Source organism: Pseudomonas sp. P65(2024), from assembly GCF_057480955.1.
Genome location: NZ_JBLIYX010000009.1, coordinates 59,403 through 82,486, shown reverse-complemented (window position 1 = coordinate 82,486; position 23,084 = coordinate 59,403). Strand labels below are relative to the sequence as shown.

At 64.9% G+C, this 23,084-nt stretch carries 21 protein-coding genes and 1 tRNA gene; 10 read left to right on the top strand and 12 right to left on the bottom strand.

Translation table 11 applies throughout. The annotated features are described in order from the left end of the window. Positions 1 to 29: 29 nt before the first annotated feature. The 3 genes from AC25MA_RS14395 (at position 30) to AC25MA_RS14385 (ending at position 4,057) form a co-directional block, all read left to right on the top strand. Positions 30 to 545, top strand: coding sequence for a sigma-70 family RNA polymerase sigma factor (locus AC25MA_RS14395; protein WP_028691160.1), 516 nt, complete (start codon positions 30 to 32; stop codon positions 543 to 545). Continuing rightward, positions 538 to 1,488, top strand: coding sequence for a FecR domain-containing protein (locus tag AC25MA_RS14390; protein ID WP_062364688.1), 951 nt, complete (start codon positions 538 to 540; stop codon positions 1,486 to 1,488). The genes AC25MA_RS14395 and AC25MA_RS14390 overlap by 8 nt, the downstream gene beginning before the upstream one ends. 94 nt (positions 1,489 to 1,582) lie before the next feature. After that, a complete protein-coding gene (locus AC25MA_RS14385; RefSeq protein ID WP_186596459.1) occupies positions 1,583 to 4,057 on the top strand; it encodes a TonB-dependent siderophore receptor in 2,475 nt (824 codons plus the stop codon). A gap of 22 nt (positions 4,058 to 4,079) precedes the next feature. Here the strand turns inward: AC25MA_RS14385 and AC25MA_RS14380 are convergent, their stop codons facing one another. The 3 genes from AC25MA_RS14380 to AC25MA_RS14370 all read right to left on the bottom strand — a co-directional run bounded on the left by AC25MA_RS14380 (position 4,080) and on the right by AC25MA_RS14370 (position 7,901). Further along, the gene (locus tag AC25MA_RS14380; RefSeq protein ID WP_028691163.1) at positions 4,080 to 5,240 is read right to left on the bottom strand and encodes an MFS transporter; all 1,161 of its coding nucleotides are present in this window, start codon (positions 5,238 to 5,240) and stop codon (positions 4,080 to 4,082) included. A gap of 444 nt (positions 5,241 to 5,684) precedes the next feature. Then, positions 5,685 to 6,506 (bottom strand): RHS repeat-associated core domain-containing protein, encoded by an 822-nt coding sequence (locus AC25MA_RS14375; protein WP_486972133.1) that lies wholly within the window; start codon positions 6,504 to 6,506, stop codon positions 5,685 to 5,687. A 180-nt stretch (positions 6,507 to 6,686) separates the two neighbouring features. Then, positions 6,687 to 7,901: an MFS transporter gene (locus AC25MA_RS14370; RefSeq protein WP_486972132.1), complete on the bottom strand. Its 1,215-nt coding sequence runs from the start codon at positions 7,899 to 7,901 to the stop codon at positions 6,687 to 6,689. A 201-nt stretch (positions 7,902 to 8,102) separates the two neighbouring features. On the opposite strand from AC25MA_RS14370, the gene AC25MA_RS14365 reads away from it, so the two are divergent. Continuing rightward, positions 8,103 to 9,026, top strand: coding sequence for a FecR family protein (locus tag AC25MA_RS14365; RefSeq protein ID WP_288521672.1), 924 nt, complete (start codon positions 8,103 to 8,105; stop codon positions 9,024 to 9,026). A 96-nt stretch (positions 9,027 to 9,122) separates the two neighbouring features. Beyond that, a tRNA-Met gene (locus tag AC25MA_RS14360) sits at positions 9,123 to 9,199 on the top strand. A 54-nt stretch (positions 9,200 to 9,253) separates the two neighbouring features. Here AC25MA_RS14360 and AC25MA_RS14355 read toward each other — a convergent pair. Next, positions 9,254 to 9,868, bottom strand: coding sequence for a LysE family translocator (locus AC25MA_RS14355; RefSeq protein ID WP_062364697.1), 615 nt, complete (start codon positions 9,866 to 9,868; stop codon positions 9,254 to 9,256). Between the two features lie 157 nt (positions 9,869 to 10,025). Here AC25MA_RS14355 and AC25MA_RS14350 point away from each other — a divergent pair, with 157 nt between their 5' ends. Further along, complete coding sequence (locus AC25MA_RS14350; protein WP_207851200.1) at positions 10,026 to 10,931, top strand: LysR substrate-binding domain-containing protein; 906 nt, start codon at positions 10,026 to 10,028, stop codon at positions 10,929 to 10,931. Here the strand turns inward: AC25MA_RS14350 and AC25MA_RS14345 are convergent. Next, complete coding sequence (locus AC25MA_RS14345; RefSeq protein WP_288521501.1) at positions 10,871 to 11,455, bottom strand: YcbK family protein; 585 nt, start codon at positions 11,453 to 11,455, stop codon at positions 10,871 to 10,873. The genes AC25MA_RS14350 and AC25MA_RS14345 overlap by 61 nt on opposite strands. Before the next feature lie 66 nt (positions 11,456 to 11,521). Here AC25MA_RS14345 and AC25MA_RS14340 point away from each other — a divergent pair, with 66 nt between their 5' ends. Then, positions 11,522 to 12,685, top strand: coding sequence for a hypothetical protein (locus AC25MA_RS14340; protein WP_062364701.1), 1,164 nt, complete (start codon positions 11,522 to 11,524; stop codon positions 12,683 to 12,685). A 126-nt stretch (positions 12,686 to 12,811) separates the two neighbouring features. Here AC25MA_RS14340 and rimI read toward each other — a convergent pair whose 3' ends face one another. Together rimI and AC25MA_RS14330 are read right to left on the bottom strand one after the other, a co-directional pair. After that, a complete protein-coding gene (gene rimI / locus AC25MA_RS14335; RefSeq protein WP_028691170.1) occupies positions 12,812 to 13,267 on the bottom strand; it encodes a ribosomal protein S18-alanine N-acetyltransferase in 456 nt (151 codons plus the stop codon). Then, on the bottom strand, positions 13,264 to 14,055 hold the full coding sequence (locus AC25MA_RS14330; RefSeq protein ID WP_069017847.1) for an energy transducer TonB: 792 nt from the start codon (positions 14,053 to 14,055) through the stop codon (positions 13,264 to 13,266). The genes rimI and AC25MA_RS14330 overlap by 4 nt, the downstream gene beginning before the upstream one ends. 219 nt (positions 14,056 to 14,274) lie before the next feature. Between AC25MA_RS14330 and mksB the strand changes: the two genes are divergently transcribed. The 3 genes from mksB to mksF are packed head-to-tail and all read left to right on the top strand — an operon-like array spanning position 14,275 to position 19,089. Continuing rightward, positions 14,275 to 15,564 (top strand): Mks condensin complex protein MksB, encoded by a 1,290-nt coding sequence (mksB, locus tag AC25MA_RS14325; protein ID WP_028691172.1) that lies wholly within the window; start codon positions 14,275 to 14,277, stop codon positions 15,562 to 15,564. Continuing rightward, positions 15,554 to 16,261, top strand: a complete 708-nt coding sequence (gene mksE, locus AC25MA_RS14320; protein ID WP_011532174.1) for an Mks condensin complex protein MksE — start codon at positions 15,554 to 15,556, stop codon at positions 16,259 to 16,261. Before mksB ends, mksE begins: the two co-directional genes overlap by 11 nt. Next, positions 16,258 to 19,089, top strand: a complete 2,832-nt coding sequence (gene mksF / locus AC25MA_RS14315) for an Mks condensin complex protein MksF (RefSeq protein ID WP_028691173.1) — start codon at positions 16,258 to 16,260, stop codon at positions 19,087 to 19,089. Before mksE ends, mksF begins: the two co-directional genes overlap by 4 nt. 75 nt (positions 19,090 to 19,164) lie before the next feature. On the opposite strand, the gene AC25MA_RS14310 is transcribed toward mksF, so the two are convergent. From AC25MA_RS14310 to rplU, 5 genes are all read right to left on the bottom strand, one after another. Continuing rightward, entirely contained in the window at positions 19,165 to 19,611 is a 447-nt protein-coding gene (locus tag AC25MA_RS14310; RefSeq protein WP_139121132.1) for a CreA family protein, read from the bottom strand. Positions 19,612 to 19,634: 23 nt separating this feature from the next. After that, a complete protein-coding gene (proB, locus tag AC25MA_RS14305; RefSeq protein WP_028691175.1) occupies positions 19,635 to 20,753 on the bottom strand; it encodes a glutamate 5-kinase in 1,119 nt (372 codons plus the stop codon). Between the two features lie 87 nt (positions 20,754 to 20,840). Next, on the bottom strand, positions 20,841 to 22,064 hold the full coding sequence (cgtA, locus tag AC25MA_RS14300) for an Obg family GTPase CgtA (protein ID WP_028691176.1): 1,224 nt from the start codon (positions 22,062 to 22,064) through the stop codon (positions 20,841 to 20,843). Between the two features lie 188 nt (positions 22,065 to 22,252). Further along, on the bottom strand, positions 22,253 to 22,510 hold the full coding sequence (rpmA, locus tag AC25MA_RS14295; RefSeq protein ID WP_003247464.1) for a 50S ribosomal protein L27: 258 nt from the start codon (positions 22,508 to 22,510) through the stop codon (positions 22,253 to 22,255). A 37-nt stretch (positions 22,511 to 22,547) separates the two neighbouring features. Next, positions 22,548 to 22,862, bottom strand: coding sequence for a 50S ribosomal protein L21 (gene rplU, locus AC25MA_RS14290; protein ID WP_003247466.1), 315 nt, complete (start codon positions 22,860 to 22,862; stop codon positions 22,548 to 22,550). Between the last annotated feature and the right edge of the window lie 222 nt (positions 22,863 to 23,084).

Genomic DNA, 23,084 nt, shown 5'->3' with positions numbered 1-23,084 from the left:
TCACATTATCCAGGCAGGCTCTCCAGACGATGCAGATCGAAGACACGCTGAAACCGGCCGAGGTCGATCTGCTCTATCAGGCACACCACCGCTGGCTACGCGGCTGGCTCGGCGCCCGGGTCGGCTGCCGAGAGCACGCCGCGGACCTGGCCCAGGACACCTTCGTGCGCCTGCTCAAGGCGCGCCAGGTTTCACCGCTCAAGGAGCCACGGGCCTACCTGAGCAGCATCGCCCGCGGCCTGATGATCGACCAGTTCCGCCGCCGCGCCCTGGAAAAAGCCTACCTCGAGAGCCTGGCCAACCTGCCCGAGCAAGAAGCCCCCAGCGAGGAACAGCGCCTGCTGATCCTCGACACCCTCGAACGCCTCGACCGCGCCCTGCAACGCCTCAAGCCACGGGTGCGCCAGGCGTTCCTGCTGGCACAGCTCGACGGCCTCACCCTCACCCAGGTCGCGCAGCGCCTGGACGTTTCCCGGGCCACCGTCGAGCGCGACCTGGCCAAGGCCTTGGGTGTCTGCTACCGGATCCGCTACGCCGATGCCTGACCAGAACCCGAGCCAGGCCCAGGTCGACCAAGCCATCGAATGGCTGGTGAAACTGCGCTACGACAGCCCCGGCCCACACACCGAACAGCAGTTCCAGCGCTGGCTGGCCAGCCACCCGCAGCATGCCCAGGCCTGGCAGCGGGTCAGCAGCCTCGGCGACGAACTGGCCAGCCTGCCCGCCGAGCTGAGCCGCCAGACCCTGGCCGGCAGCGAACGCCGCCGCATGAGCCGGCGCGACCACCTCAAGCTACTGTCGCTGCTCGCGCTCGGCGCCAGTGTCGGCTGGGCCGCGCGCGAGCCCCTGAGCCTGCCGGCGCTGATGGCCGACAGCCGCACCGCCACCGGCGAGCGTCGTGAGCTGCTGGGCAGCGACGGCAGCCTTATCCGCCTGAACACCGCCAGCGCCATCGACCTGCGCTACAGCGACGAGCAGCGCCAACTGACCCTGTTGCGCGGCGAGGTCAGCCTGGACGGCAACACCAACGACAACCGCCCGTTCACCATCGACACCCGCGTCGGCGCCCTGAGCACTCAGGGCGGTCAACTGCTGCTGCGGGAGAATGCCCAGGGCCTGCTGCTGGCCGTGCGCCGCGGCGAGGTGACGCTGTTCCCCGCTTCTGCCGCCGCGCATCGGGTCAAGCCCGGCGAAGTGCTGCAGGTGTTCGCCCAGGGCGACTTCCAGCCCGCCACCCTGCACGGTGACCCCTGGGGCTGGACCGATGGCGTACTCAGCGTGCAGCAGATGCCCCTGGGCGAGTTCACCGACGAACTGTCGCGCTACCGCCCCGGCCTGCTGCGTTGCGCGCCGGAAGTTGCCGGGCTCAAGGTTTCCGGCACCTTCCAGCTGGCCGACACCGACCAGATCCTGCTGCTGGTCGCCCGCAGCCTGCCGGTGCGCGTCGACTACCGCACGCGCTTCTGGGTGAGCATCGGCGCCGCCTGAAAACATCAAAAAATAAATGAGGTGGAATCTCATTCTCGTCCGGCCTGAAGGAAACAAGCCCGAACAGTGGTCTGCCAACCTTCAGGAGCGCTTCATGATCCGCCCGTGTTCCCCCCGCAACGCCCCCCTGCGCCATGCCATCCGCGCCGCCGCCCTGGGCCTGGGCGTGGCCTGCGCCGGCCTGCCGCCGACCCTCGCCCTTGCCGCGCCCACCAGCCAGAGCCAGCCGCGCGACTGGAACATCGCGGCCGGCCCGCTGGCCGCCGCGCTGGACCAGCTGGCGCGCCAGGGCGGGCTGAACCTGTCGTTCGACGCCGGCAGCCTGCGGGGCAAGACCACCCAGGGCGTCCAAGGCCGGCATGACAGCGCCCAGGCCCTGCAGATCCTGCTGCGGGGCAGCGATGTGCAGGTCCAGCAGGAAAGCGACAAGAGCTTCCTGCTGCTCCCTGCCCTGGACGTCGGCGACGCCCTGCAACTGGGCGCCACCAGCATCTCCAGCAACCGCCTGGGCGAGACCACCGAGCACAGCGGCTCCTACACCACCGGTGCGGTGACCATCGGCAAGACCCCGCAAAGCATCCGCCACACCCCGCAGTCGGTGACCGTGGTCACCCGCCAGCGGATCGACGACCAGAACATCACCAACCTCACCAACCTGCTCGAACAGACCCCCGGCGTGGTGGTCAACCTCACCGACAGCGAGCGGGTGCAGTACTTCTCGCGCGGCTACCAGATCGATGCCATCCAGTACGACGGCGCCACCGTGGTACAGAGCAGCGGCGGCGGCTCGTTCATCCAGAGCGACTCGGCGATCCTCGACCGCGCCGAGGTCCTGCGCGGCGCCACCGGCATGCTGCGCGGCGCCGGCAACCCCTCGGGCACCGTCAACCTGGTGCGCAAGCGGCCCACCTATGAGTTCCAGGGCGAAGGCAGCGTCACCCTCGGCACCTGGGACGCCCAGCGCTACGTCGCCGACCTCTCCGGGCCGTTGACCGAGACAGGCAACGTGCGTGGCCGGGTGATCGCGGTACACGACGAGAAGGACCACTTCCAGCAATCGCGTCAGGAGCGCAAGGACGTGCTGTACGGGGTGATGGCCTTCGACCTCGACGACAGCACCACCCTCACCACCGGCCTCGAATGGACCCAGCTCGACGCCACCGGTGCCTGGGGCAACCTGCCGGCCGACTACGACGGCTCGCCGCTGCCGTTCGGCCGCAGCACCTACCTGGGCGCCGACTGGAACCGCTGGAACCGCAGCAACCTGCAGACTTTCGCCGAGCTCGAACACCGTTTCGACAACGACTGGACGCTCAAGCTGATGGCCCAGCGCACCCACTTCGAGTTGGACGACAACGGCTTCAAGCAGACCTACTTCAGCCGTGCCACCGGCACCGCCAACCCGACCCGCAACCCTTACCTGATGAGCTACCAGGTGACCGAAGGCGATGGCGGCGAGAGCCTGCAGAACAACCTCAGCGCCACCCTCAATGGCCCGTTCGATTTGCTCGGCCGCACCCACGAGCTGATGCTGGGTGTCGAGCGCATCCGCAACGACTCCTACGCCTCGGCCACCAACAACGTGCAATCGGGCGTGTTCGACATCCGCACCTGGGACCCGAAAACCAGCCTGTCCAACCCGCACATCAACATCACCGCCCACCCGGTGCGCACCCGCACCACCCAGGAAGGCGCCTACGCCACCTGGCGCATCTCCCTGGCCGACCCGCTGACCGCGATCATCGGCGCACGCGCCAACGGGTACGACTACGAGCAGGAGAACAACACCAAGGCCAGCGGCAAGTTCAGCGTCGACAACGAGATCGTGCCGTACGCCGCGCTGATCTACGACCTCAACGAGAACTTCAGCACCTACGCCAGCTACACCGAGATCTTCAACCCGCAGACCAACACCGATGCCGCCGGCTCCGTGCTCGAACCGGTCACCGGCGAAGCCTACGAGACGGGGATCAAGGGCGAGTTCTACGAGGGCCGGCTGAACACCTCGCTGGCGTTCTTCCGCATCTACCAGGTGGGCAACGCGCTGGACGACCTCAGCGGGCCGAACCCGTGCCTGCCCAACTACACCAGCGGCTATTGCAAGGTCGCCGCGGGCAAGAACCGCAGCCAGGGCTTCGAACTGGAGATCTCTGGCGAAGTGCTGCCGGGCTGGAACGTGACCGGTGGCTACACCTACAACACCACCGAATACCTCAAGGACACCACCGGCAACAACGGCAACCCGATCCGCACCACCGACCCCAAGCGCATGCTGCGCCTGTTCACCAGCTATCGCCTGCCGGGCGAGCTGCAGGCCTGGACCGTGGGCGGCGGCGTGCAGGCGCAGAGCGACATCTACAACCGCAGCGGCAGCGCCGAAGCCTCGCAGTCGGGGTATGCGGTGTACAACGCGATGGTGAACTACCGCTTCAACGACAACTACTCGCTGCAGCTGAACGCCAACAACCTGTTCGACAAGCAGTACTACCGCCAGGTGGCGCCGACGCCGACCGGCTACTACTGGGGCGACCCGCGCAACGTGTCGGTGACCTTGCGCGGAACGTTCTGACCTGCCGCGTGATGGCTGGGGGTCAGTCCGCCACCGCCTGAAGCTTGCCCGCCCGGCGATAGGCCTGGCGGGCGAAGCACACGAACAGTCCCGCCATCAGCGCCAGCGCCATGGGCAGGCCATGGGGCGCCACATCCATCGCCGCGCCGCTGACCAGCGGCCCGACCAGGCTGCCGACACCCCACAGCAGGCCAACACTGGCGTTGGCCGTCACCAGGTCCTGCCCCCTGAAGCGCTGCCCGATCAGCACCAGCGCCAGTGTGTAGATGCCGCCCGCCACCGCCCCGAGCACCACCAGCAACGGCCACAGCAGCCAGGTCATCTGCAGCAGCCAGGGCAAGGCAATGCCGATGCTCATCGCCACCAGCCCGCACACCAGGTGCAGCCCGGTGCGCTCGACCCGGTCGGCAAGCCAGCCCAGCGGCAGCTGGAAGATCATGTCGCCGGCGAACACCACGGTCACCATCAGCGCCGCCACGCCCACGGCAAAGCCGTGACTGCTGGCATACACCGGCAGCAGCGACAGCACCACGGCATCGAAGAACGAGAAGAACAGCACCGCCACGCACAGCGCCGGAGCGACGCGGAAGAAGCCGGCCAGGCCGAAGCTCTTCTCGCCTTCGTCGCCATGCTCGACATGGTCATTGGGCACGGTGAACAGGATGCACAGCAGCGCCAGGCCGTAACAGACGGTGACCACGCCGGTCAGCCACGGACTGTCGGCGCCGAGCAGCGCCAGCAACGCCGGGCCGAGCACCTGGAAGCCGGTGAAGCTGGTGGCGTACAGGGCCATGATCTTGCCGCGGTTGTGCTCCGGGCACAGCTCGTTGACCCACGACTCGCCGAGGATGATCGCGATGCCCATGCCGATGCCGAGCCCCAGGCGCAGCAGCGCCAGCCAGAGCATCGAGTCGAAGGCCCATTCCAGCAGGGCGATGCTCAGGGTGCACAGGCTGAAGCTGAGCAGGTAGATGACCCGGCGGGTCAGGTGCCGGCAGCAGGCGTCGACCATGAACGCCGAAAGCATCATGCCCGCCGCCGGGATCGCCGAAATGATGCCGATCTCCAGCGTCCCCGCACCCGCTTCGTGCAGGCGCAACGACACCAGCGGCAGGCTCGCCCCGAGGCTGAAACCGACCACCGACACGGCGAACAACAGGCCCGCCAGCAAACGCATGTTCATGTACCACTCCTTGCAAGCCGGCGCGCAGGGGCTCTGGCCCTGGCCGACTGGAAAATCCGCTGAAAGATGTTCGAACGCAGGCGCCCGCGATCACGCCGCAAAGGCGCGGGATGCAGGGGCGCGGATCAGTTCAGGGCAAGGTGTGGCGAGAAAGTGAAGGCGAACAGCACGCTGCGCCGACGCTTGAGCACCGTGTCGCTTGGCCACGCGCGGCGCGCTGTCGGGGCGACAGGCTGGCGGTGTGGGCGGAGACTACGGGTACGGCGCATTGCATCGACTACGCAGGTGGAGAGGAGGCGGCACTCTAGGCCAAGGAAAGACCGCCGTCAATTCACAGTTGGCCTGGTTTAAATATTTTACAAGCCGCCAATGCCGGGTTTTCCCAGCATAGTTTTTATTTGCCGGCAAATGATCCTGCCTGAACTCCATCACTTGCCGATATAATTAACGTGTGCTGACACGAGTTAAATTTGACATTTTATCTGGTCTCTCAACCTTTTTTCCCGGCTCCGGTCCTGTAAGCCATCTGAGCGCGCGCGGTGTCGGCAGAATCAAAGCATTAAAATCATCGCCATCCGAGGATCGGAGCGAGACCACTGTGTTTCTATACCCCGTTGTTTTCGCGCCAGTGATTTGGGTCCATTGTTTGATAAAGGAAGCACCTCCCCATTCCAAGGGAGCAGCTGAATAGCACGCGATAAAATGTGACTCTTGCCCTTCAACCGAAATATTATTTGATACTAATAAATTCGCGAACGCTTGAGGACTATAACTTCTCTCCTTTCCTTTGATTTCTCCTGGCGCGCCATGTGCAACAACATTCAATAGTTTCTTACCTTGCTGTACTGGGTGCTCAGAGTAGAATATCTTGACCCCATCGATTTTACTTCCTTTCCCATTGTAACTTTCGCCTACCGCCGAAAGTACCTTTGTCCAAGGGGAATGGCCGCCAGGATCAGAGCCATTTACTGGGTCTCCAGTCACGAAAGCATAACTATTAACCCCTCCCAACCCAAACGGGCTTTCACTGTCGGGAGAGCAGAAGCGCATTAGGACTGGGCTATAGAAGCGATATCCATTACCTAAGGGATACCGCTCTGTTACCGCGTCAAGATACTGCCCCTTGAACGCAATGCCTGACATACGCACTTGCCTTGTATATCCATGCGGGGTGTAGCTGACATGATGGTCTGAGTACCCGGCAACAGAGGCTGAGCTATCGATTGCCAATAGGATTGATTTCTGTCCATCTCTGATCGTGGTCATGATCACCGCCCCGCCTGAATACTGCAAAAAAAGTTTCACGAAAATACAGTACTTACTACTGACAAAAATCACAGGTGCACAGTAACAATCCATGTATGGACACGCTGCCCTCAGTCGGAAGACTTTGGCCTCATAGAGGGAATTGGGACTGACTGGACGCAGTACAGTCCCCGCTGAGCCTCAGCGCTTGCCAGTAGCCGGCAAAAACACCGCCAACAACCCAAACAACGGTAGGAACGAGCAAACCCCATACACATACTCGATCCCACGCAGATCCGCCACATACCCCAGCAGCGCCGCGCCAATCCCGCCGAAGCCGAACATCAGCCCGAAGAAGATCCCGGCGATCATCCCGACATTGCCTGGCACCAGTTCCTGGGCATACACCACGATGGCCGAGAACGCCGACGCCAGGACGAAACCGATCACCACGCTGAGCACGGTGGTCCAGAACAGGTCGGCATACGGCAGCGCCAGGGTGAACGGCGCCACCCCGAGGATCGAGAACCAGATCACCGCCTTGCGCCCGATGCGGTCACCGATCGGCCCGCCGAAGAAGGTGCCCGCCGCCACCGCGCCGAGGAACAGGAACAGGTGCAACTGCGAACTGGCTACCGACAGCTGGAACTTCTCGATCAGGTAGAAGGTGAAGTAGCTGGTGAAGCTGGACATATAGAAGTACTTGGAGAACACCAGCAGGCCCAGCACCACCAGCGCCAGGATCACCCGCTGGCGCGAGATGCCGTGGGTGGCCTGCACCGCCTTGCGCGCCTTGGCCTGGTTGAGGTGCTCCTTGTACCAGCGGCGCAGCATCAGGGTCACGGCGAAGAAGAACAGACCGGCCAGGCCGAACCAGGCGACATGGGTCTGGCCGAAGGGAATCACGATCGCCGCCGCCAGCAGCGGGCCGAGCGCGGAGCCGGCGTTGCCGCCGACCTGGAAGCTCGACTGGGCCAGGCCGAAGCGCCCGCCGGAGGCCAGCCGGGCGATGCGCGAGGTCTCGGGGTGGAAGGTCGACGAACCGATGCCCACCAGCGCCGAGGCCAGCAGGATCATCGGGAAGCTGCCGACGAAGGCCAGCATCACGATACCCACCAGGGTGCACAGGGTGCCTAGCGGCAACAGGTTCGGTGTAGGCCGCTTGTCGGTGAAAAAGCCCACCCACGGCTGCAATAACGAGGCAGTGATCTGGAAGGTCAGGGTGATCAGGCCGATCTGGGCGAAGCTCAGGTCGTAGTTGGCCTTGAGCATCGGGTAGATCGCCGGCAGCACCGACTGGATCAGGTCGTTGATCAGGTGCGCCAGGGCGCAGAAACCGATGATGCGCATCACCAGCGGCGAGGCCTGGTTGGCCGGGTTGCCGGCGCTGGAGGTCGTGGTACTGCTGATGGCCATGGGCTGGATGTCCGTCCGCGGATTGGGATCCGATTATCGTGAAACAAATAGATACGAAGCTACCTTTTTATTTCGGCGAGCCTTCCATCCGACACGTACTTGTAAATAATTCTCAATATATTTAGCATCCTTTCTCCTCTTCCCTGTAAATGCGGGGCGAAACCGCCCTCCCCCTGCGAGCAGACCGATCCCATGAGCCCGATGCCCGCCTTGCAGCCAACGCCCGACCCCGAGCGGGAAGCCCTGGACTGGTTCTCGCGCCTGCGCCAGCCCGGCTGCGACGAGCCCCTGCGCCAGGCATTCGCCAGTTGGTGCCAGGACCCGCTCAACGCAAGGGCTTATGCCCAGCTCGAAGCCTACTGGCAGCAATTGCAGGTGCCGGCGGCGCGCCCGCGCCCACGCATCGCCAAAGTCCGCCGCAGCCGGGCCGGGTTGTGCCTGGCGCTGCTGTTTCTGCTGCTGGTGGGCGCACTGGCCTGGCTCTACTGGCCCGTGATGCAGCGCCTGGGCAGCGAACTGCACACCGACAGCGGCGAGCGCCGTAGCGTGCGCCTGGCCGATGGCTCGACCCTGCATCTGGACAGCGCCAGCGCGATGAATGTCGACCTGCGTGGCCGCACCCGCCAGTTGCACCTGGTGCAGGGGCAGGTTTACCTGGAGGTGATGCTCGATGGCCGTGCCCTGGAGGTGCAGGTCGATGACACCCGGATCCAGGTGTTCGGCACCCGCCTGCAGATCGCCCGCCATGCCGACTACGACGAGTTGGTGGTGTTCGCCGGCAAGGCTGCGGTGTTGCAGGGTGGCGACCAGCGCCTGGTCAATGCCGGCGAGCGGGTGACGTTCAGCGCACGCCGCATCAATCCGGTCGAGAAGATCGACGCCAAATTGGCCGATGCCTGGCGCAACGGCCAGTTGAAGGCCAGGAACCTGCCGTTGAGCGAGGTGCTGGAACGCCTGGCCGATTACCAAGGCCAGCGTGTCTTGATGCTGAACGAGCAGGCCACCTACCAGCGGGTCAGCGGCGATTTCGACCTCGACCACCCGGCGCAGAGCCTCGAGCGCCTGGCTGCCGATCAGCAACTGCGCCTGCACAACCTGCTCGGCCACTGGCTGGTCGTGCGTTGAAGCGCCCTGCCCGGCTAAGTTTTTGAAAGGTTGGAAATTTTTTTTGAAAACGTTGTTGACAGGATCGCGATTCGAGCTAATAATGCGCGCCAAGTTGGCTACATAGCTCAGTTGGTTAGAGCATAGCATTCATAATGCTGGGGTCCGGGGTTCAAGTCCCTGTGTAGCCACCACCTTTTAAAAGGGCTTATCGAAAGATAAGCCCTTTTTCTTTGCCTGCGAAAAATCTACTTCACACCCGCCACCACCACGGCCAGCCCCAGCCCGATCAACGCCACGCCGATGACCCGATCGACCACCACCTGTCGCTCGATCATCGCCCGACGCAACAGGTGATTGGAGAAAAACACCGCCACCAGGCTGAACCACACCCAATGGGCGAACGACATGAACGCGCCATAGGCGAAGTCCAGTGCCAGTGGGCTGCCGGGCTGCACCACCTGGGTGTAGGCACTGACCACGAAGAGCATGGTCTTGGGGTTCAGCGCATTGGTCAGAAAGCCCGTGCGTAATGCACTGGCCACACTGGCCTCGCTGTGCGCCAGGCCTTCGAGGCTTATGCGCGTGGTGTTGGTCAGCGACTTGTAGCCCAGGTACACCAGGTAGCCCGCCCCCACCACCTTCATGGCCACAAACAGGGTTGGGCTCTGGCTGATGATCACGGCGAGGCCGAACACGGTGTACAGCACATGCACCTGCACGCCCAGGGCAATGCCTACCGCCGCGGCGAGGCCGGCCTTGCGGCCCTGTGCATAACTGCTGCGGGTGACCATGGCGAAGTCGGCGCCGGGGCTGATGACGGCCAGGAGGGTGAAGAGGGCGACGGCGATGAGTTCGTTCACGAACAGGTATCCTCGATGAAAATTCACGGAAGATGGGATTATCCTGTTGCTTTGAACGAGTAAAAATCGATTTATAGTGAGGCTAATCTGCTAGTTTTCCTGACATATCCTCATCACATCCAACGGTGCCCGCGATAGCGCCGGAACAGGCCAGCACATGAAACTGCCTCCCCTCACCGCCTTTCGCTACTTCGACATCGCTGCCCGAACCGAAAGCTTCGTACGCGCCGCCGAGCACCTGCATGTGACCCACGGCGCCGTCAGCCGCCAGGTGCGCCTGCTCGAGGAAAACCTCGGCGTGGAGCTGTTCGAACGGCGCAACCGGGCGATCTTCCTCACCCGCGCCGGGCGCGACCTGCAGGCCACCACCCAGGCGATCTTCGAGCAGTTGGAAGGCGCCGTGCAGCGCCTGCACCAGCAAGCCCACGATAACGTACTGGTGGTGTCCTGCGAGCCGACCATCGCCATGCGCTGGCTGATCCCTCGCCTGCCGCGCTTCCATGCCCGGCACCCGGACCTGCAACTGCATTTGGTGGCCGCCGGCGGCCCGGTGGACTTCGCCCGCAGCGGCATCGACCTGGCCCTGCGCCGCGATGACTTCCACTGGGACCGCCAACTGCACAGCCTGAAGATCTGCGATGAATGGATCGGCCCGGTCGCCACGCCGGATCCCAAGGGCCAACGCCTGCTGCACAGCGCCACCCGCCCCGATGCCTGGGCCACTTGGCTGCGCCTGAGCGGCCAGGCTATCCGGCACACGGCGCGCAGCGACTTCGAGCACTTCTACCTGTCGATCCAGGCCGCCAGCGCGGGCATGGGGCTGGCCATCGCCTCGGCGCTGATGGTCCGCGACGAACTGGACAATGGCCAGCTACAGGCGCCGTACGGCTTCCTGCGCGACGGCTCCGGCTACTACCTGCTCAGCCCGCAGCCACTGGATGACGGCAGCAAGCGCCAGCGCTTCGCGCAGTGGGTCGGCGACGAGTGCCGGGCCTGCCTGGCTCACCTGGGCTTGCTGCAGAACGACGAGCCGGCCCCACCGTCACCGCCCCAGGTGCGATAGCCGGCCGTATCGATATGGATGCGCCCCGATGGGTAACGGCCAAGGCCCATGCTCCAGGCCTGGCCGTGCTGCTGCCAGAAGCGGCACAGCGGGCTCGGGTCGACCCCGCGCGGTAGCAGCAAGTCGACGGCGAAGGCGCGCATGTGCGCACTGCTCGGCGCGCCGCCGGCACAGGCATTGAGCCGGGGATCGCGGTAGGCCGACACCACTTCGAACTGACGCAGGATGCCCTGGCGGTCCAGGGTCTGGATCAAGGCCAGCGTCGAGCGCACCGCCGGCCAGTGGCTCACCGGTGGCACCGCGAAGGGCGAGGCCTGGCACAGGCGCCAGTCCGAGGCCGAGCGCAGCAACTGATGGATCGGCACCACGCCATATAGCCGGGCCTCCACCAGCATTTCACGAAACTTGCGGTTCTCGTGATCCCCGGCCCATTGGGCGAACATCCACACATCGCGCTCATCGGCCTGGACCGCACCCAGCCCGATCAGCGCGCTAGCCAATAGCCATGTCCTGGCGCTTTTCATTGCCCCACCTCTTCATCCACCATGGGCGCGCCCGCCATCCCGGCGGCCACTGACAAGGAGTTAAGCATGCACAAGATTGCTGTATCGGGCCTGGCCGCCCTCACCTTCAGCGGCCTGGCCATGGCCGACGCGCAGATCGACCTGGGCGATGCCCAACGGGTCACCCGCTTGTTCGCCTACCCCAACAACTGCAACGTGATCTGCTACCGCGACTGGACACTCGAACAGACGGTCGAGCACTACCTCACCCAGAGCGTGCAACGCGATGGCTATGCCAACGCCAAGGTCACGGTGAACCGCGACAACGACAAGCTGCACGCCAGCATCACCGGCGTGCCGGCCAGCTACACCGCCCCCTTGCGCAAGCTGCTCGACAGCGGCGAGCTGGCCTACCAGGGCGCCACCCGCCTCAACCAGAAAGGCGGCTGGGACTACAGCTGGTACCTGTTCCTGCCCCTGGGCATGGCCCTGGAAAACCGCCGCAGCGTCGAGTTGCTGCACTTCCCGCCGGACTACTCGCTGACCCGCTACCAGGACTACCTGAAGTCCAACACCACCGACCGCTGGGCGCAGCTGCTGACCTTCAACGGCGTCGAGGCCACCCAGACCCCGGCCTACCAGACCATCGTCGACATCGCCCCGATCGCCGCGCCGGCCAGCGCGGGCAAGGATCTGGAAGGGGTCTACAGCTACTTCAACGACTACCAGGTGCGGATGGTCAAGGAAGTGGCCCTCACCCACGACGGCAAGGCCGCCTTGCCGATGGTCGCCTTCGGCGCGCCGGTGCGTGCGTGGATCCAGCAGCAGTACGGGCCAAAGGTCAACGTGCTGGGGCTGGTCAGCATCGCACCGGAGCCGGACAGCGCCAAGGTACCGGTGCTCGGCGCCAACCATCCGAGCGCGATCTGGTACGCGGCCGATCCGAAAAGCTACGACGGCGATCAGGACAAGGCCGACGCCGCCGGCTTGAAGATGATGGGCCAGGACCTCTCCGCCGCCTGCTGGCAGGCCGGCATGGGGCGCAACCCGCAGGCCGACGCCCAGCTCACCCTGCAGGCCTGCACCAGCAAGTGGCAGGTGACCCAGAAGAAGCAGACCTGCGAGCTGTTCTACCGCACCATCCGCGACATGACGCCGGAACAGGCGGCGGCCAAGTGCAATACCGGGACGGTGACGCGCAGCTTGCGAGATCTGCGCAAGCCGATCGAAGTGGAACCCCCGCAGATCTGAGCCGACTGCTCACGCGATCCCTGCAGGAGCGGCCCTTTCACGGCACAAGGCTGCTCCCACAGGGGATAGTTCCCTGCGCGACAGCGCATCCTGAAGGGCTGGTTTATCCCCTACAGGGCATAGCGCTCAGTCTTCGAGCAACGTACAGGCCATCACCAGTGCGTCTTCCCGCCCACCCGCCACCGGGTAGTAGTCACGGCGCCGGCCAATCTCGTTGAACCCATAGCGCTCATACAGGCGATAGGCCGACTGGTTGCTGGCGCGCACTTCGAGGAAACACTCGCGGCCATTGAGCTGGTAGGCCCGCGCCATCAGGTGCTCGAGCAGGCGCAAGCCCAGCCCGCAGCCCTGGTTTTCCGGCTTGACGGTGATGTTGAGCAGGTGCGCCTCATCGATGATCACGTTGATCACGCCATGGCCGACCTGCTGCTGGCCAACGAACATCAGCCACACTTCGTAGGACTTCAGCGCATCCTGGAAGATGCCGCGGGTCCAGGGGTGGCTGAAGGCGGCATATTCGATCTTAAGCAGGGCATCCAGATCCGCCTCGGTTGCCGGGCGGAAACTGATCGAGTCACTCATTCAACGCTCTTCCAGCGCGCCATCAGCTGGCGCATGGCTTTCCAGACGTCCGCCTTGCGTTGCGGTTCGTCCATCAACAGTTCAAGGCCGGGCAAGGCCCAGGCGCTGCCGAGCAGGTCGACCTCGAGTTCTTGGTAGTAGGCTTGGGCATCGGCCTGGCCGGCGAAGCGGATGGCCGGCAGGCCGAGCAGCCACAGGCAGGTGCAGGGTGCCTCTTCCAGGCGCGCGGCGATGAAACCCTGGACGAAGTCGCGAGCGGCGTCCGGGCCCTGGTCCATGTTGCCGCGCATCAGCAACGGCCAGCGCACCGGCTCGCCGATGATCTGGGGCGCATCCGGCAGGCCGGCGGCGCGCAGCATGTCCTTGAGCAGCAGGTACGACGGATCGCGGCTCTGGAACGGCTGGCCGGTGGCCAGCTCCACCAGCAGCAGGCAACTGCCGGCGCGCAGCAATTGCAGGGCAAAGCGTGGTGGCGGTACCGGCGCCGGGCGTGGCGCGGGGGCCTCCTGCTCGGCCTCGACCGGCTTGGCGGCCGGTTTCGGCACGCTGCCCGGGCGCGGGATTTCGATCTTCGGCCGCTCGGCGCGCGCCTGGGGAGCCGCCGGGGTGGCGCTCGGCGCAGGCGTGGGGGCGGCTGGACGCACCTCGAAGTCGACGTCCTCAACCGGCGCCACCGGCAACAGCAGCTCCGGCCGCGACGGGGCGGCGAACGGCAGTTCGGCGCGCGGCAGCCAGTGCACCACTTGCATGGCGGACAGGTAGGCGCGGCGGCGGGACTCGATCAGCAAGGCGCGGGTATCCGGTGGACGAAATCAGGCGGGCATTCTAACGCCGTTGCCCAGGATGCGCCGCAACAGATTGTCAGCCAGCGCGGGCCAAGCCCGCTCCGACGGGGTGAATCCCCCTTTGAGCATCAGGGTTATCCCCATAACAGACCAAGGGGTGAAATCCTCCCCCTTGGATGCAGTACAATCGCCCCTTTTATTTGGCAACGAGTCGACCCGCCAATGATCGAACCCAAGCGCGTCCTGCGCGCCCTAGCCGAACACTGGGCCCTGATCGAGCCGCTGTGCGAGCGCTTCGACCAGGGCACCCTGAGCCTGGTCGAGCTGCGCCAGCAGCTGGCCCGCCAGCAGGTGGAAAGCACCCCGCAGGACATCACCCAGCTGCTCGACGTGTGGATCCGCCTGGACATCCTGGTCCCGGTGGCCAAGAGCCCGAACCGATTCGAGCTCAACGCGCAGATCCACGACTTCCTCGCCTACCTGCGCCGCGAACACCGGCTGGGCCTGTGCCTGGAGATCGAGGCCTACCTGCGCCACCTGGAACGCCTGGCCGGGCATATCCAGGACGCCTTCGACAACCGCGACAGCGACGACCTGGCGCGCCAGTTGCGCCTGCTCGACATGCGCGTGCGCGACGTGCTGAAGAAGCTCGACAACGACGAGCAGGCGCTGGTGGCCGTGGCCGAGCGGGCCAAGACCAGCAACCGGCAGATCCCCCTGCGCCAGCGCTACGCCGAAGTACTGGCGACCTGGGACGAGTACGTCGAGCCGATGATCCAGCTGGTCAATGCCGACGGCGCCTTCGAGCAGGGCGTGCGCAAGGTCGAGACCGTGCTGCTGCGCCTTCTGGGCGAGCAGGCGCGCCTCGGCCACCTGGTCGACGACGACATGCTGCTGCGCACCCATGCGCGCATTCTCGAAATGCAGACCAGCGCCCAGCTGACCCTGCGTCACGCCCGCGAACTGCTGCTGCCGCTGCGTGAAGAAGCGCGCCGGCACAATGCCGTGACCCGTGGCGCTGCCCTGGCCTTGTCGGTGATCCGCAAGAAGGGTATCGACGCCGTGCCGCAGGCCGCCATGCCGCTGTTCACCCGTCCGCAGAGCACCTTCCTCGGCAGCGCCAGCCAGGTCGAGGCGTACGTCTACGCCCTGGCCCGCTTCGAGCCCAAGCCTGCGCGCTTCCCCAAGGCGCACAAGACGCAAAAGGGCCCGCTGCCCCGTGCCCCGCGCACGGTCAAAGAGATGCTCGAACGCTGCGAGGACGCCCTGCCGCTGCCGGACCTGATGGTCTGGCTGCTGGAGCAGGAGCCCGAGGGCGCCACCGACGAGTTGCTGTACTGGTTCTCGCGCCTGTCGCGCGAGAAGCGCTTCAGCCGCGAGCGCCTCGATCGCCAGCAATACCTTACCCGCGAACACTTGGTCAGCCTGCGCTCCTTCGCCCTGACCTCCAACCGCGACAACAAGCCGGCGACCCCGACCGAATCCACCGCGAGCCCCGTCCATGCATCTTGATCTTTCCGAACTGTCCCAGCTCGCGCCGATCTTCCGCGAGCTGTTCAAGGGCTTTCATATCAGCCGCCGCGATCCGGAGCTGTACGCCCAGCTGTCGAACTTCCAGGACCAGTACCGCACCCTGTTCAAGGCCCTGGGCTTCGAGCTGGTCTGCGACACCCGCGGCTTCTACTACTTCGTCCCCGAGCAGGCCGCCGCGCAGGTCAACAAGACCGCCCAGCGCCTGTCGCTGTTCACCTTCATCCTGGTCGAGCACCTGGCCGACCAGGGCCGCGACCCGATGGCCGTGCTCGACGGTGGCAGCATCGGCCGCGACGAACTGCCGTCGCTGCTCGACAAATACCGCGACCTGTTCCTGCAGGCCGAAGTGCAGACCGTCGACGAGCTCGAAGAAAAGATCATGCGCCGCATGACCCAATTGGGCTTCGCCTTCGAAGAGGGCGGCATCTACCGCTTCATGCCGCCGATGCACCGTTTCCTCGACGTGTGCCTGTCGGTCCAGCAGGACCGCGACCTGGCCGCCACCCTGCACAGCGACCTGCCGCTGCCGGTGCCCGTGCTGGTGGTGGAAGAAACCCCCGAGGAACTCAACCGCACCGACGACCCGCTCGACCTCACCCCGTTCGATGGCGAGGAAAGCGAAGAGGACGCCCTGGCCCGGGCGATCCGCGAAGAGCAACAGGAGATTGACGCATGAGCCAGGAACGCTACGGCATCCGCCGCTTCGCACTGCTCAACACCGCCGGCTACAGTCTCGGCCTGTTCCCCCTGGAACACCCGCTGTCGGTCTATGGCGCCAACAACCTGGGTAAATCGGCGTCGATCAACGCCCTGCAGTTCCCGATCCTGGCGCGCATGTCCGACATGAGCTTCGGCAAGTACAGCCTGGAACAGTCGCGCCGCTTCTACTTCGCCAGCGACACCAGCTACATCCTCACCGAGCTGAACCTGCCCCACGGCCCGCATGTGATCGGCGTGGTTGGCCGCGGCCCGGGCGGCGGCTTCGGCCACCAGTTCTTCGCCTACCAGGGCGAGCTGGACCTGGCCCACTACCAGAAAGACGACACCTGCCTGCGCCAGAAAGAGCTGTTCACCAACCTCGAGCGCCATGGCCTGAAAGCCTACGAGCTCAAGCCGGATGAACTGCGCCGGCTGCTGGTCGGCGGCCACACCTCGGTGCCGCTGGACCTGACCCTGATCCCGCTGCGCTCGACCAGCGAGCAGAGCCTTAAGACCTTCCGCGCACTGTTCATCAACCTGCTGCACATGCGCGAGATCACCGCCGCCAAGCTCAAGCAGCTGTTCCTCGATGCCTTCGAGCACAGCTTGCGCTCGGGCAGCGTCGACTACATCGCCGCCTGCGAAGAGGCCTTCCGCGACGTGCGCCGCATGGAGGGCGACTACAACGCCCTGGTGGCCGCAGGCCCCCTGGTCGAGGCCCTGGCCGGCGGCGTGGCCCAGCGCGACATCCTGCGCGGCAAGCTGCACCGCATCTCGCCCTTGCTCGACAACCTGCTGGGCACCTGGCAGGAATACGCCATGGCGCGCAAGGAAGAGCTGACCATCCAGGCCGAGCACTACCGTGGCGAACAGGACCGCCTGCAGAACGACCAGCGCGGCGGCACCCAGGAGCTGATGCGCCTGGAACGGGAGATCACCGGTATCCAGCGCTGGCTGGGTGAGCTGTCGGTGCTCAAGCACCGCTTCGCCCTGGTCACCGACGTCAAGGTGCTGGAACAGCAGCTGCTGGCCGCCAAGGACGCCCACGACGAACTGGCCGGTGCCCTGGCCCAGTCGCGTCAGTTCTCCGCCGAAGACCTCGACGAGCGCGTGCGCGACCTGGAAAAACGCGTCAAGGCGGTCAAGCAGCAACTCGACCACGCCGACAACAACAGCTATGCCCGCCTGCGCGAAGAGTTCTCGCAGCAGGACGTCGACCGCCTGATGCGCCTGTTCAACGGCGCGCTGTTCAGCCTGCCGCTGGGCGACCGTGGCATCGAGCTGGACGACAGCGATGTGTGGGTGAAGACCCTCGAAGGCGTGCTCGACCGCTTCAAGGGCGAACGCTTCGAAGTGCCGGGCCTGTCCATCGACATCTCGCACATCGACCCACCCGCGCTGCAGGCCCTGGCCGACCGCGCCGCCCTGCGCGACCAGAAGGAGCGCCTGGAAAAAGAGCTCAAGCAGCTCAAGACCCAGCAGGCCGTGGCCCTCGACCGCGCCGCCAGCAAGGCGCAGACCGAGGCCCTGTACCAGCAGGTGCTGGATGCGCAGAAGGCCCTGGAAGACTTCCGCCGTACCGAGACCCTGGCCGCCGAAGAGCCGGAGAAGATGGAGCAACTGGGCCAGCTGGAAGCCGCCCAGGATGAGCTCAAGCGCTCCAGCGACGCCTTCACCGAGCGCGTCCAGCAGCTGTCGGCCAAGCTGCAGCTGGTGGGTCGGCAGATCGCCGACCTCGAAGCCAAGCAGCGCACCCTCGAAGACGCCCTGCGCCGCCGCCAACTGCTGCCGGCCGACCTGCCGTTCGGCACGCCGTTCATGGAAGCCATAGACGACTCCATGGACAACCTGCTACCGCTGCTCAACGACTACCAGGACAGCTGGCAGGCGCTGCAGCGCGTGGACAACCAGATCGAGGCGCTGTACGCCCAGGTGCGCCTCAAAGGCGTGGCCAAGTTCGACAGCGAGGACGACATGGAGCGCCGCCTGCAGCTGTTGATCAACGCCTACTCGCACCGCACCGAGGAAGCGCTGACCCTGGCCAAGGCCCGCCGCGCCGCGGTCACCGACATCGCCCGGACCCTGCGCAACATCCGCAGCGACTACGACAGCCTCGAGCACCAGCTGGCGCTGTTCAACCGCGAGATCAACAAGCGCCAGGTGTCCAACCTGGAGAGCTTCCGCGTGGTGCTGGCACCGAACAAGGAAGCGCTCCGGCACATCGACCAGATCATCCACAGCGCCGGCCAGTACGAAGAAGGCGAAACGCTGTCGGTGTTCGACCTGACGCAAAGCGCCGAACAGGATCACAAGAACGAAGAGGCCAAGGAGTACCTGGCGCGGCTGGTGGCGGCCAACCACAACCAGCTGGGTCTGAAGGACCTGTTCGAACTGGCCTTCGAGATCACCAAGATCAACAGCCAGCCGGTGATCCACGCCGACATCGACGGCGCCGCGTCCAACGGCACCACCATGACCATCAAGGCGCTGACCAACATGTACCTGTTGCTGCACCTGATGGACCGCGACCTGGCCGGGCGCATTCGCCTGCCGTACTACCTCGACGAGGCGGCGGACATCGACGAACGCAACCAGGCAGCATTGCTGGAGACCAGCCAGCAGCTGGGCTTCGTGCCGATCCTGGCGAGCGTGAAGCCGCAGGTGTCGGCACGGGTGGCGATCGACCTGGAAGGCGGCAGCGGGCCGAATGGCATCTACATCGACGAAGCGGACTGGAAGTACATCAGCCGTCGCGACGAGGTGAAGGCGATCGTGCGTGAGGATGAGGCCGAGGAATTGGCCTGACATCTGTGCACTGGGGCCGCGTTGCGGCCCTTGTGTCGCGAAAGGAGGCCGAAGGCCTCCCTGCTATCTATCGGGTTATTGCTGTGCCCAAGGCACGATCGGAATCGCCGTCACCGCATTTTGCGGGCTGCCTTCGATCAGGCGATCGCTATACACCAGGTACACCAGCGTATTGCGCTTCTTGTCGAGAAAACGCACCACCTGCATGGTCTTGAACACCAGCGAGGTGCGCTCCTTGAACACTTCCTCGCCATCCTTCAAGTCACCCTTGAAGTGGATCGGCCCGACCTGACGGCAGGCGATCGATGCCTCGGCACGGTCCTCGGCCAACCCCAAGCCCCCCTTGATACCCCCAGTCTTGGCCCGCGACAGGTAGCAGGTCACGCCGTCGACCTTCGGATCATCGAACGCCTCGACCACGATACGGTCGTTGGGCCCGACGAACTTGAACACGGTGGACACCTGGCCGATCTCCTCGGCCCCGGCCAGCATCGGCAGCAGCAGCGCCGCCACGGCAAACATCCTTTTCAGCACGGTGATCTCCTTCAGACCAGGACCAGGTTGTCGCGGTGCACCAGCTCAGGCTCGGCGCTGTAGCCCAGCAGGCTCTCGATGGCGTCGGACGGCTGGCCGATGATCTTCTGCGCCTCCAGGGCGCTGTAGTTGGCCAGGCCACGGGCCACTTCCAGGCCGTCGGGACCGACGCAGACCACCATCTCGCCGCGACGGAAGCTGCCCTGCACGGTCTTCACGCCCACCGGCAGCAGGCTCTTGTTCGATTCGCGCAAGGCCTTCACGGCGCCGTCGTCGAGCACCAGTGTGCCACGGGTCTGCAGGTGGCCGGCCAGCCACTGCTTGCGCGCGGCGAGCATGCCGCGCTCGGGCGACAGCAGGGTGCCCAAGCGCTCGCCGGCCTTGAGGCGATCCAGCACGCGCTCGATACGGCCACCGATGATGATCGTATGGGCACCGGAACGGGCGGCCAGGCGCGCGGCGCGCAGCTTGGTCTGCATGCCGCCGCGGCCCAGGGCGCCGCCGGTGCCGCCGGCCACGGCATCCAGCGAGGGGTCGTCGGCACGGGCTTCGTAGATCAGCTGGGCTTCGGGGTTGTTGCGCGGGTCGGCGTCGAACATGCCGTCGCGGTCGGTGAGGATCACCAGCAGGTCGGCTTCCACCAGGTTGGCCACCAGCGCGGCCAGGGTGTCGTTGTCGCCGAAGCGGATCTCGTCGGTGACCACGGTGTCGTTCTCGTTGATCACCGGCACCACGCCCAAGTCGACCAGGGTGCGCAGGGTGCTGCGGGCGTTGAGGTAACGCTTGCGGTCGGAAAGGTCGTCGTGGGTCAGCAAGATCTGCGCGGTGTGCTTGCCGTGCTCGCCGAAGCTCGACTCCCAGGCCTGCACCAGGCGCATCTGGCCGATCGAGGCGGCGGCCTGCAGCTCGTTCATCGCGCTCGGTCGCGAGGTCCAGCCCAGCTGGCTCATGCCGGCGGCCACGGCTCCGGAGGAGACCAGCACCAGTTCCACGCCCGCTTCGCGCAGGGCCACCATCTGCTCGACCCATACCGCCATGGCGCCGCGGTCGAGGCCCTTGCCATCGGCGGTCAGCAGCGCGCTACCGATCTTCACGACCCAGCGCCTGGCGCCAGTCACCTTGCTTCGCATCTTCTCTTCCAACCTATGTCGAATCTGTAGATACCGTGGATACAAAAACGCCGCTCCAGAGAGCGGCGTTTAGTGTACTGCAACCGATCAGTCGCGCACGTAAATGATTTCCGGGCCGTCTTCGTCGTCCTCGAAATCATCCCAGTCGTCATCGTCGCCGATGTCGTGCACGCTCTTGACACCGGTGCGGCGCAGGGTGCGGGCATCGTCCAGGGCCTGCAGCTGGGCGCGGGCCTCGTCCTCAATGCGCTGGTCGAGCTCGGCCAGTTCCTCGGCGTAGGCCGGGTCGTTGGCCAGGCGGTCGGCGCGGTCCTCGAGGTAGCGCATCAGGTCGTGGCTGAGCTTCTCGGTGCCCTGCTTGGCGATGGCCGAGATCACATAGACCGGCCCCTCCCAGTTCAGGCGCTCGACCACTTCCTTGACGCGCTCGTCACGCTCGTCGTCCATGATCATGTCGGCCTTGTTCAGCACCAGCCAGCGCTCACGGTCAACCAGTGCAGGGCTGAACTGCGCCAGCTCGTTGATGATGATCTCGGCGGCATCGGCCGGGCTGCTGCCGTCCAGCGGCGCCAGGTCGACCAGGTGCAGCAGCACGCGGGTACGCGCCAGGTGCTTGAGGAAGCGGATACCCAGGCCGGCGCCTTCGGAGGCGCCTTCGATCAGGCCGGGGATGTCGGCGATGACGAAGCTCTTCCAGCGGTCGACGCTGACCACGCCCAGGTTCGGCACCAGGGTGGTGAACGGGTAGTCGGCGACTTTCGGCTTGGCGGCCGAGACCGAACGGATGAAGGTGCTCTTGCCGGCGTTCGGCAGGCCCAGCAGGCCGACGTCGGCCAGGACCTTCATTTCCATCTTCAGGTCGCGCTGATCGCCGGGCTTGCCCGGGGTGGTCTGGCGCGGCGCACGGTTGGTGCTGGACTTGAAGCGGGTGTTGCCCAGGCCGTGCCAGCCGCCCTGGGCGACCATCAGCTTCTGGCCCGGGGTGACCAGGTCACCGATGACTTCCTGGGTGGCTGCGTCGATCACGGTGGTGCCCACCGGCACGCGCAGGAACAGGTCGTCACCCTTCTTGCCGGTGCAGTCTGTGCTGCCGCCGTTGGAGCCGCGCTGGGCTTCGTGGTGACGGGTGTAGCGGTAGTCGACAAGGGTATTGAGGTTCTCGTCGGCCACCATATACACCGAGCCGCCATCGCCGCCGTCACCGCCGTTGGGACCGCCGTTCTCGATGAATTTCTCGCGGCGGAAGCTCATGCAACCGTTGCCGCCGTCACCGGCCTTAACCCGGATCGATACTTCGTCTACAAACTTCATTCAAAACCGCCTCTCGTCGGATGACGAGTCGAAAACCAGAAAACCATGAGGCTCTTGCGAAGATGAGCGCGGCGGCCCCGTACGAACCAGAAACCAACGCCGGCAGCCCATTCAAACAGCTTTGCAAGAGGCTCACCACAAACGAAAAAGCCCCGTCGCATGACGGGGCTTCTGGAGCGACGTCGCGATTAAGCGGCGACGATGCTCACGTAACGGCGCATGAACTCGCCTTTCTTCTCGAACTTGATCACGCCTTCGATCTTGGCGAACAGGGTGTGATCCTTGCCCATGCCAACGCCGTAGCCAGCGTGGAATTCGGTGCCGCGCTGACGGACGATGATGTTGCCCGGCTTGATCACCTGGCCGCCATACATCTTCACGCCAAGGCGTTTAGATTCTGAGTCGCGACCGTTACGAGTACTACCACCAGCCTTCTTGTGAGCCATGGTTCAATTCTCCAATAAATTCAGGGGATCGGGGCGATTAAGCCTGGATACCGGTGATTTTGATTTCGGTGAACCACTGGCGGTGGCCCATGCGCTTCATGTGGTGCTTACGACGACGGAACTTGATGATGCGAACCTTGTCGTGGCGGCCTTGCGAAACGACTTCGGCCACTACTTTAGCGCCAGCAACAACTGGAGCGCCGATGGTGACTTCTTCACCGTTGGCGACCAGCAGAACGCGATCGAAGGTCACGGATTCGCCAGTGGCGACTTCCAGTTTTTCGATCTTGAGGAATTCACCTTCAGCGACTTTGTACTGCTTGCCGCCGGTAACGATTACTGCGTAAGACATGGTATTTCTCCGATAATCCTGCTCACCCAGCGCTTTATATGATGAGTATTGGCTGGCATGGCTGCACAGGGCTGGAACGGCCCGGTGCAATTGCGTAAGGCAGGTGCTGCCCAGGAAAGTTAGGGTGCGCGATTGTACGCAACCCTATAAATGCTTGCAAGTGCCGGCCCGGGGCCACGGGCAGCGCGCCTTGACACACCGGTACCTGCGACCTAGCATGCC

Excerpts from the sequence above, each read along its gene's own strand:
- AC25MA_RS14395 (WP_028691160.1), top strand. The coding sequence starts at position 30 with ATGCAGATCGAAGACACGCTGAAACCGGCCGAGGTCGATCTGCTCTAT.
- AC25MA_RS14390 (WP_062364688.1), top strand. The coding sequence starts at position 538 with ATGCCTGACCAGAACCCGAGCCAGGCCCAGGTCGACCAAGCCATCGAA.
- AC25MA_RS14385 (WP_186596459.1), top strand. The coding sequence starts at position 1,583 with ATGATCCGCCCGTGTTCCCCCCGCAACGCCCCCCTGCGCCATGCCATC.
- AC25MA_RS14380 (WP_028691163.1), bottom strand. The coding sequence starts at position 5,240 with ATGAACATGCGTTTGCTGGCGGGCCTGTTGTTCGCCGTGTCGGTGGTC.
- AC25MA_RS14375 (WP_486972133.1), bottom strand. The coding sequence starts at position 6,506 with ATGACCACGATCAGAGATGGACAGAAATCAATCCTATTGGCAATCGAT.
- AC25MA_RS14370 (WP_486972132.1), bottom strand. The coding sequence starts at position 7,901 with ATGGCCATCAGCAGTACCACGACCTCCAGCGCCGGCAACCCGGCCAAC.
- AC25MA_RS14365 (WP_288521672.1), top strand. The coding sequence starts at position 8,103 with ATGCCCGCCTTGCAGCCAACGCCCGACCCCGAGCGGGAAGCCCTGGAC.
- AC25MA_RS14350 (WP_207851200.1), top strand. The coding sequence starts at position 10,026 with ATGAAACTGCCTCCCCTCACCGCCTTTCGCTACTTCGACATCGCTGCC.
- AC25MA_RS14345 (WP_288521501.1), bottom strand. The coding sequence starts at position 11,455 with ATGAAAAGCGCCAGGACATGGCTATTGGCTAGCGCGCTGATCGGGCTG.
- AC25MA_RS14340 (WP_062364701.1), top strand. The coding sequence starts at position 11,522 with ATGCACAAGATTGCTGTATCGGGCCTGGCCGCCCTCACCTTCAGCGGC.
- rimI (WP_028691170.1), bottom strand. The coding sequence starts at position 13,267 with ATGAGTGACTCGATCAGTTTCCGCCCGGCAACCGAGGCGGATCTGGAT.
- mksB (WP_028691172.1), top strand. The coding sequence starts at position 14,275 with ATGATCGAACCCAAGCGCGTCCTGCGCGCCCTAGCCGAACACTGGGCC.
- mksE (WP_011532174.1), top strand. The coding sequence starts at position 15,554 with ATGCATCTTGATCTTTCCGAACTGTCCCAGCTCGCGCCGATCTTCCGC.
- mksF (WP_028691173.1), top strand. The coding sequence starts at position 16,258 with ATGAGCCAGGAACGCTACGGCATCCGCCGCTTCGCACTGCTCAACACC.
- AC25MA_RS14310 (WP_139121132.1), bottom strand. The coding sequence starts at position 19,611 with ATGTTTGCCGTGGCGGCGCTGCTGCTGCCGATGCTGGCCGGGGCCGAG.
- proB (WP_028691175.1), bottom strand. The coding sequence starts at position 20,753 with ATGCGAAGCAAGGTGACTGGCGCCAGGCGCTGGGTCGTGAAGATCGGT.
- cgtA (WP_028691176.1), bottom strand. The coding sequence starts at position 22,064 with ATGAAGTTTGTAGACGAAGTATCGATCCGGGTTAAGGCCGGTGACGGC.
- rpmA (WP_003247464.1), bottom strand. The coding sequence starts at position 22,510 with ATGGCTCACAAGAAGGCTGGTGGTAGTACTCGTAACGGTCGCGACTCA.
- rplU (WP_003247466.1), bottom strand. The coding sequence starts at position 22,862 with ATGTCTTACGCAGTAATCGTTACCGGCGGCAAGCAGTACAAAGTCGCT.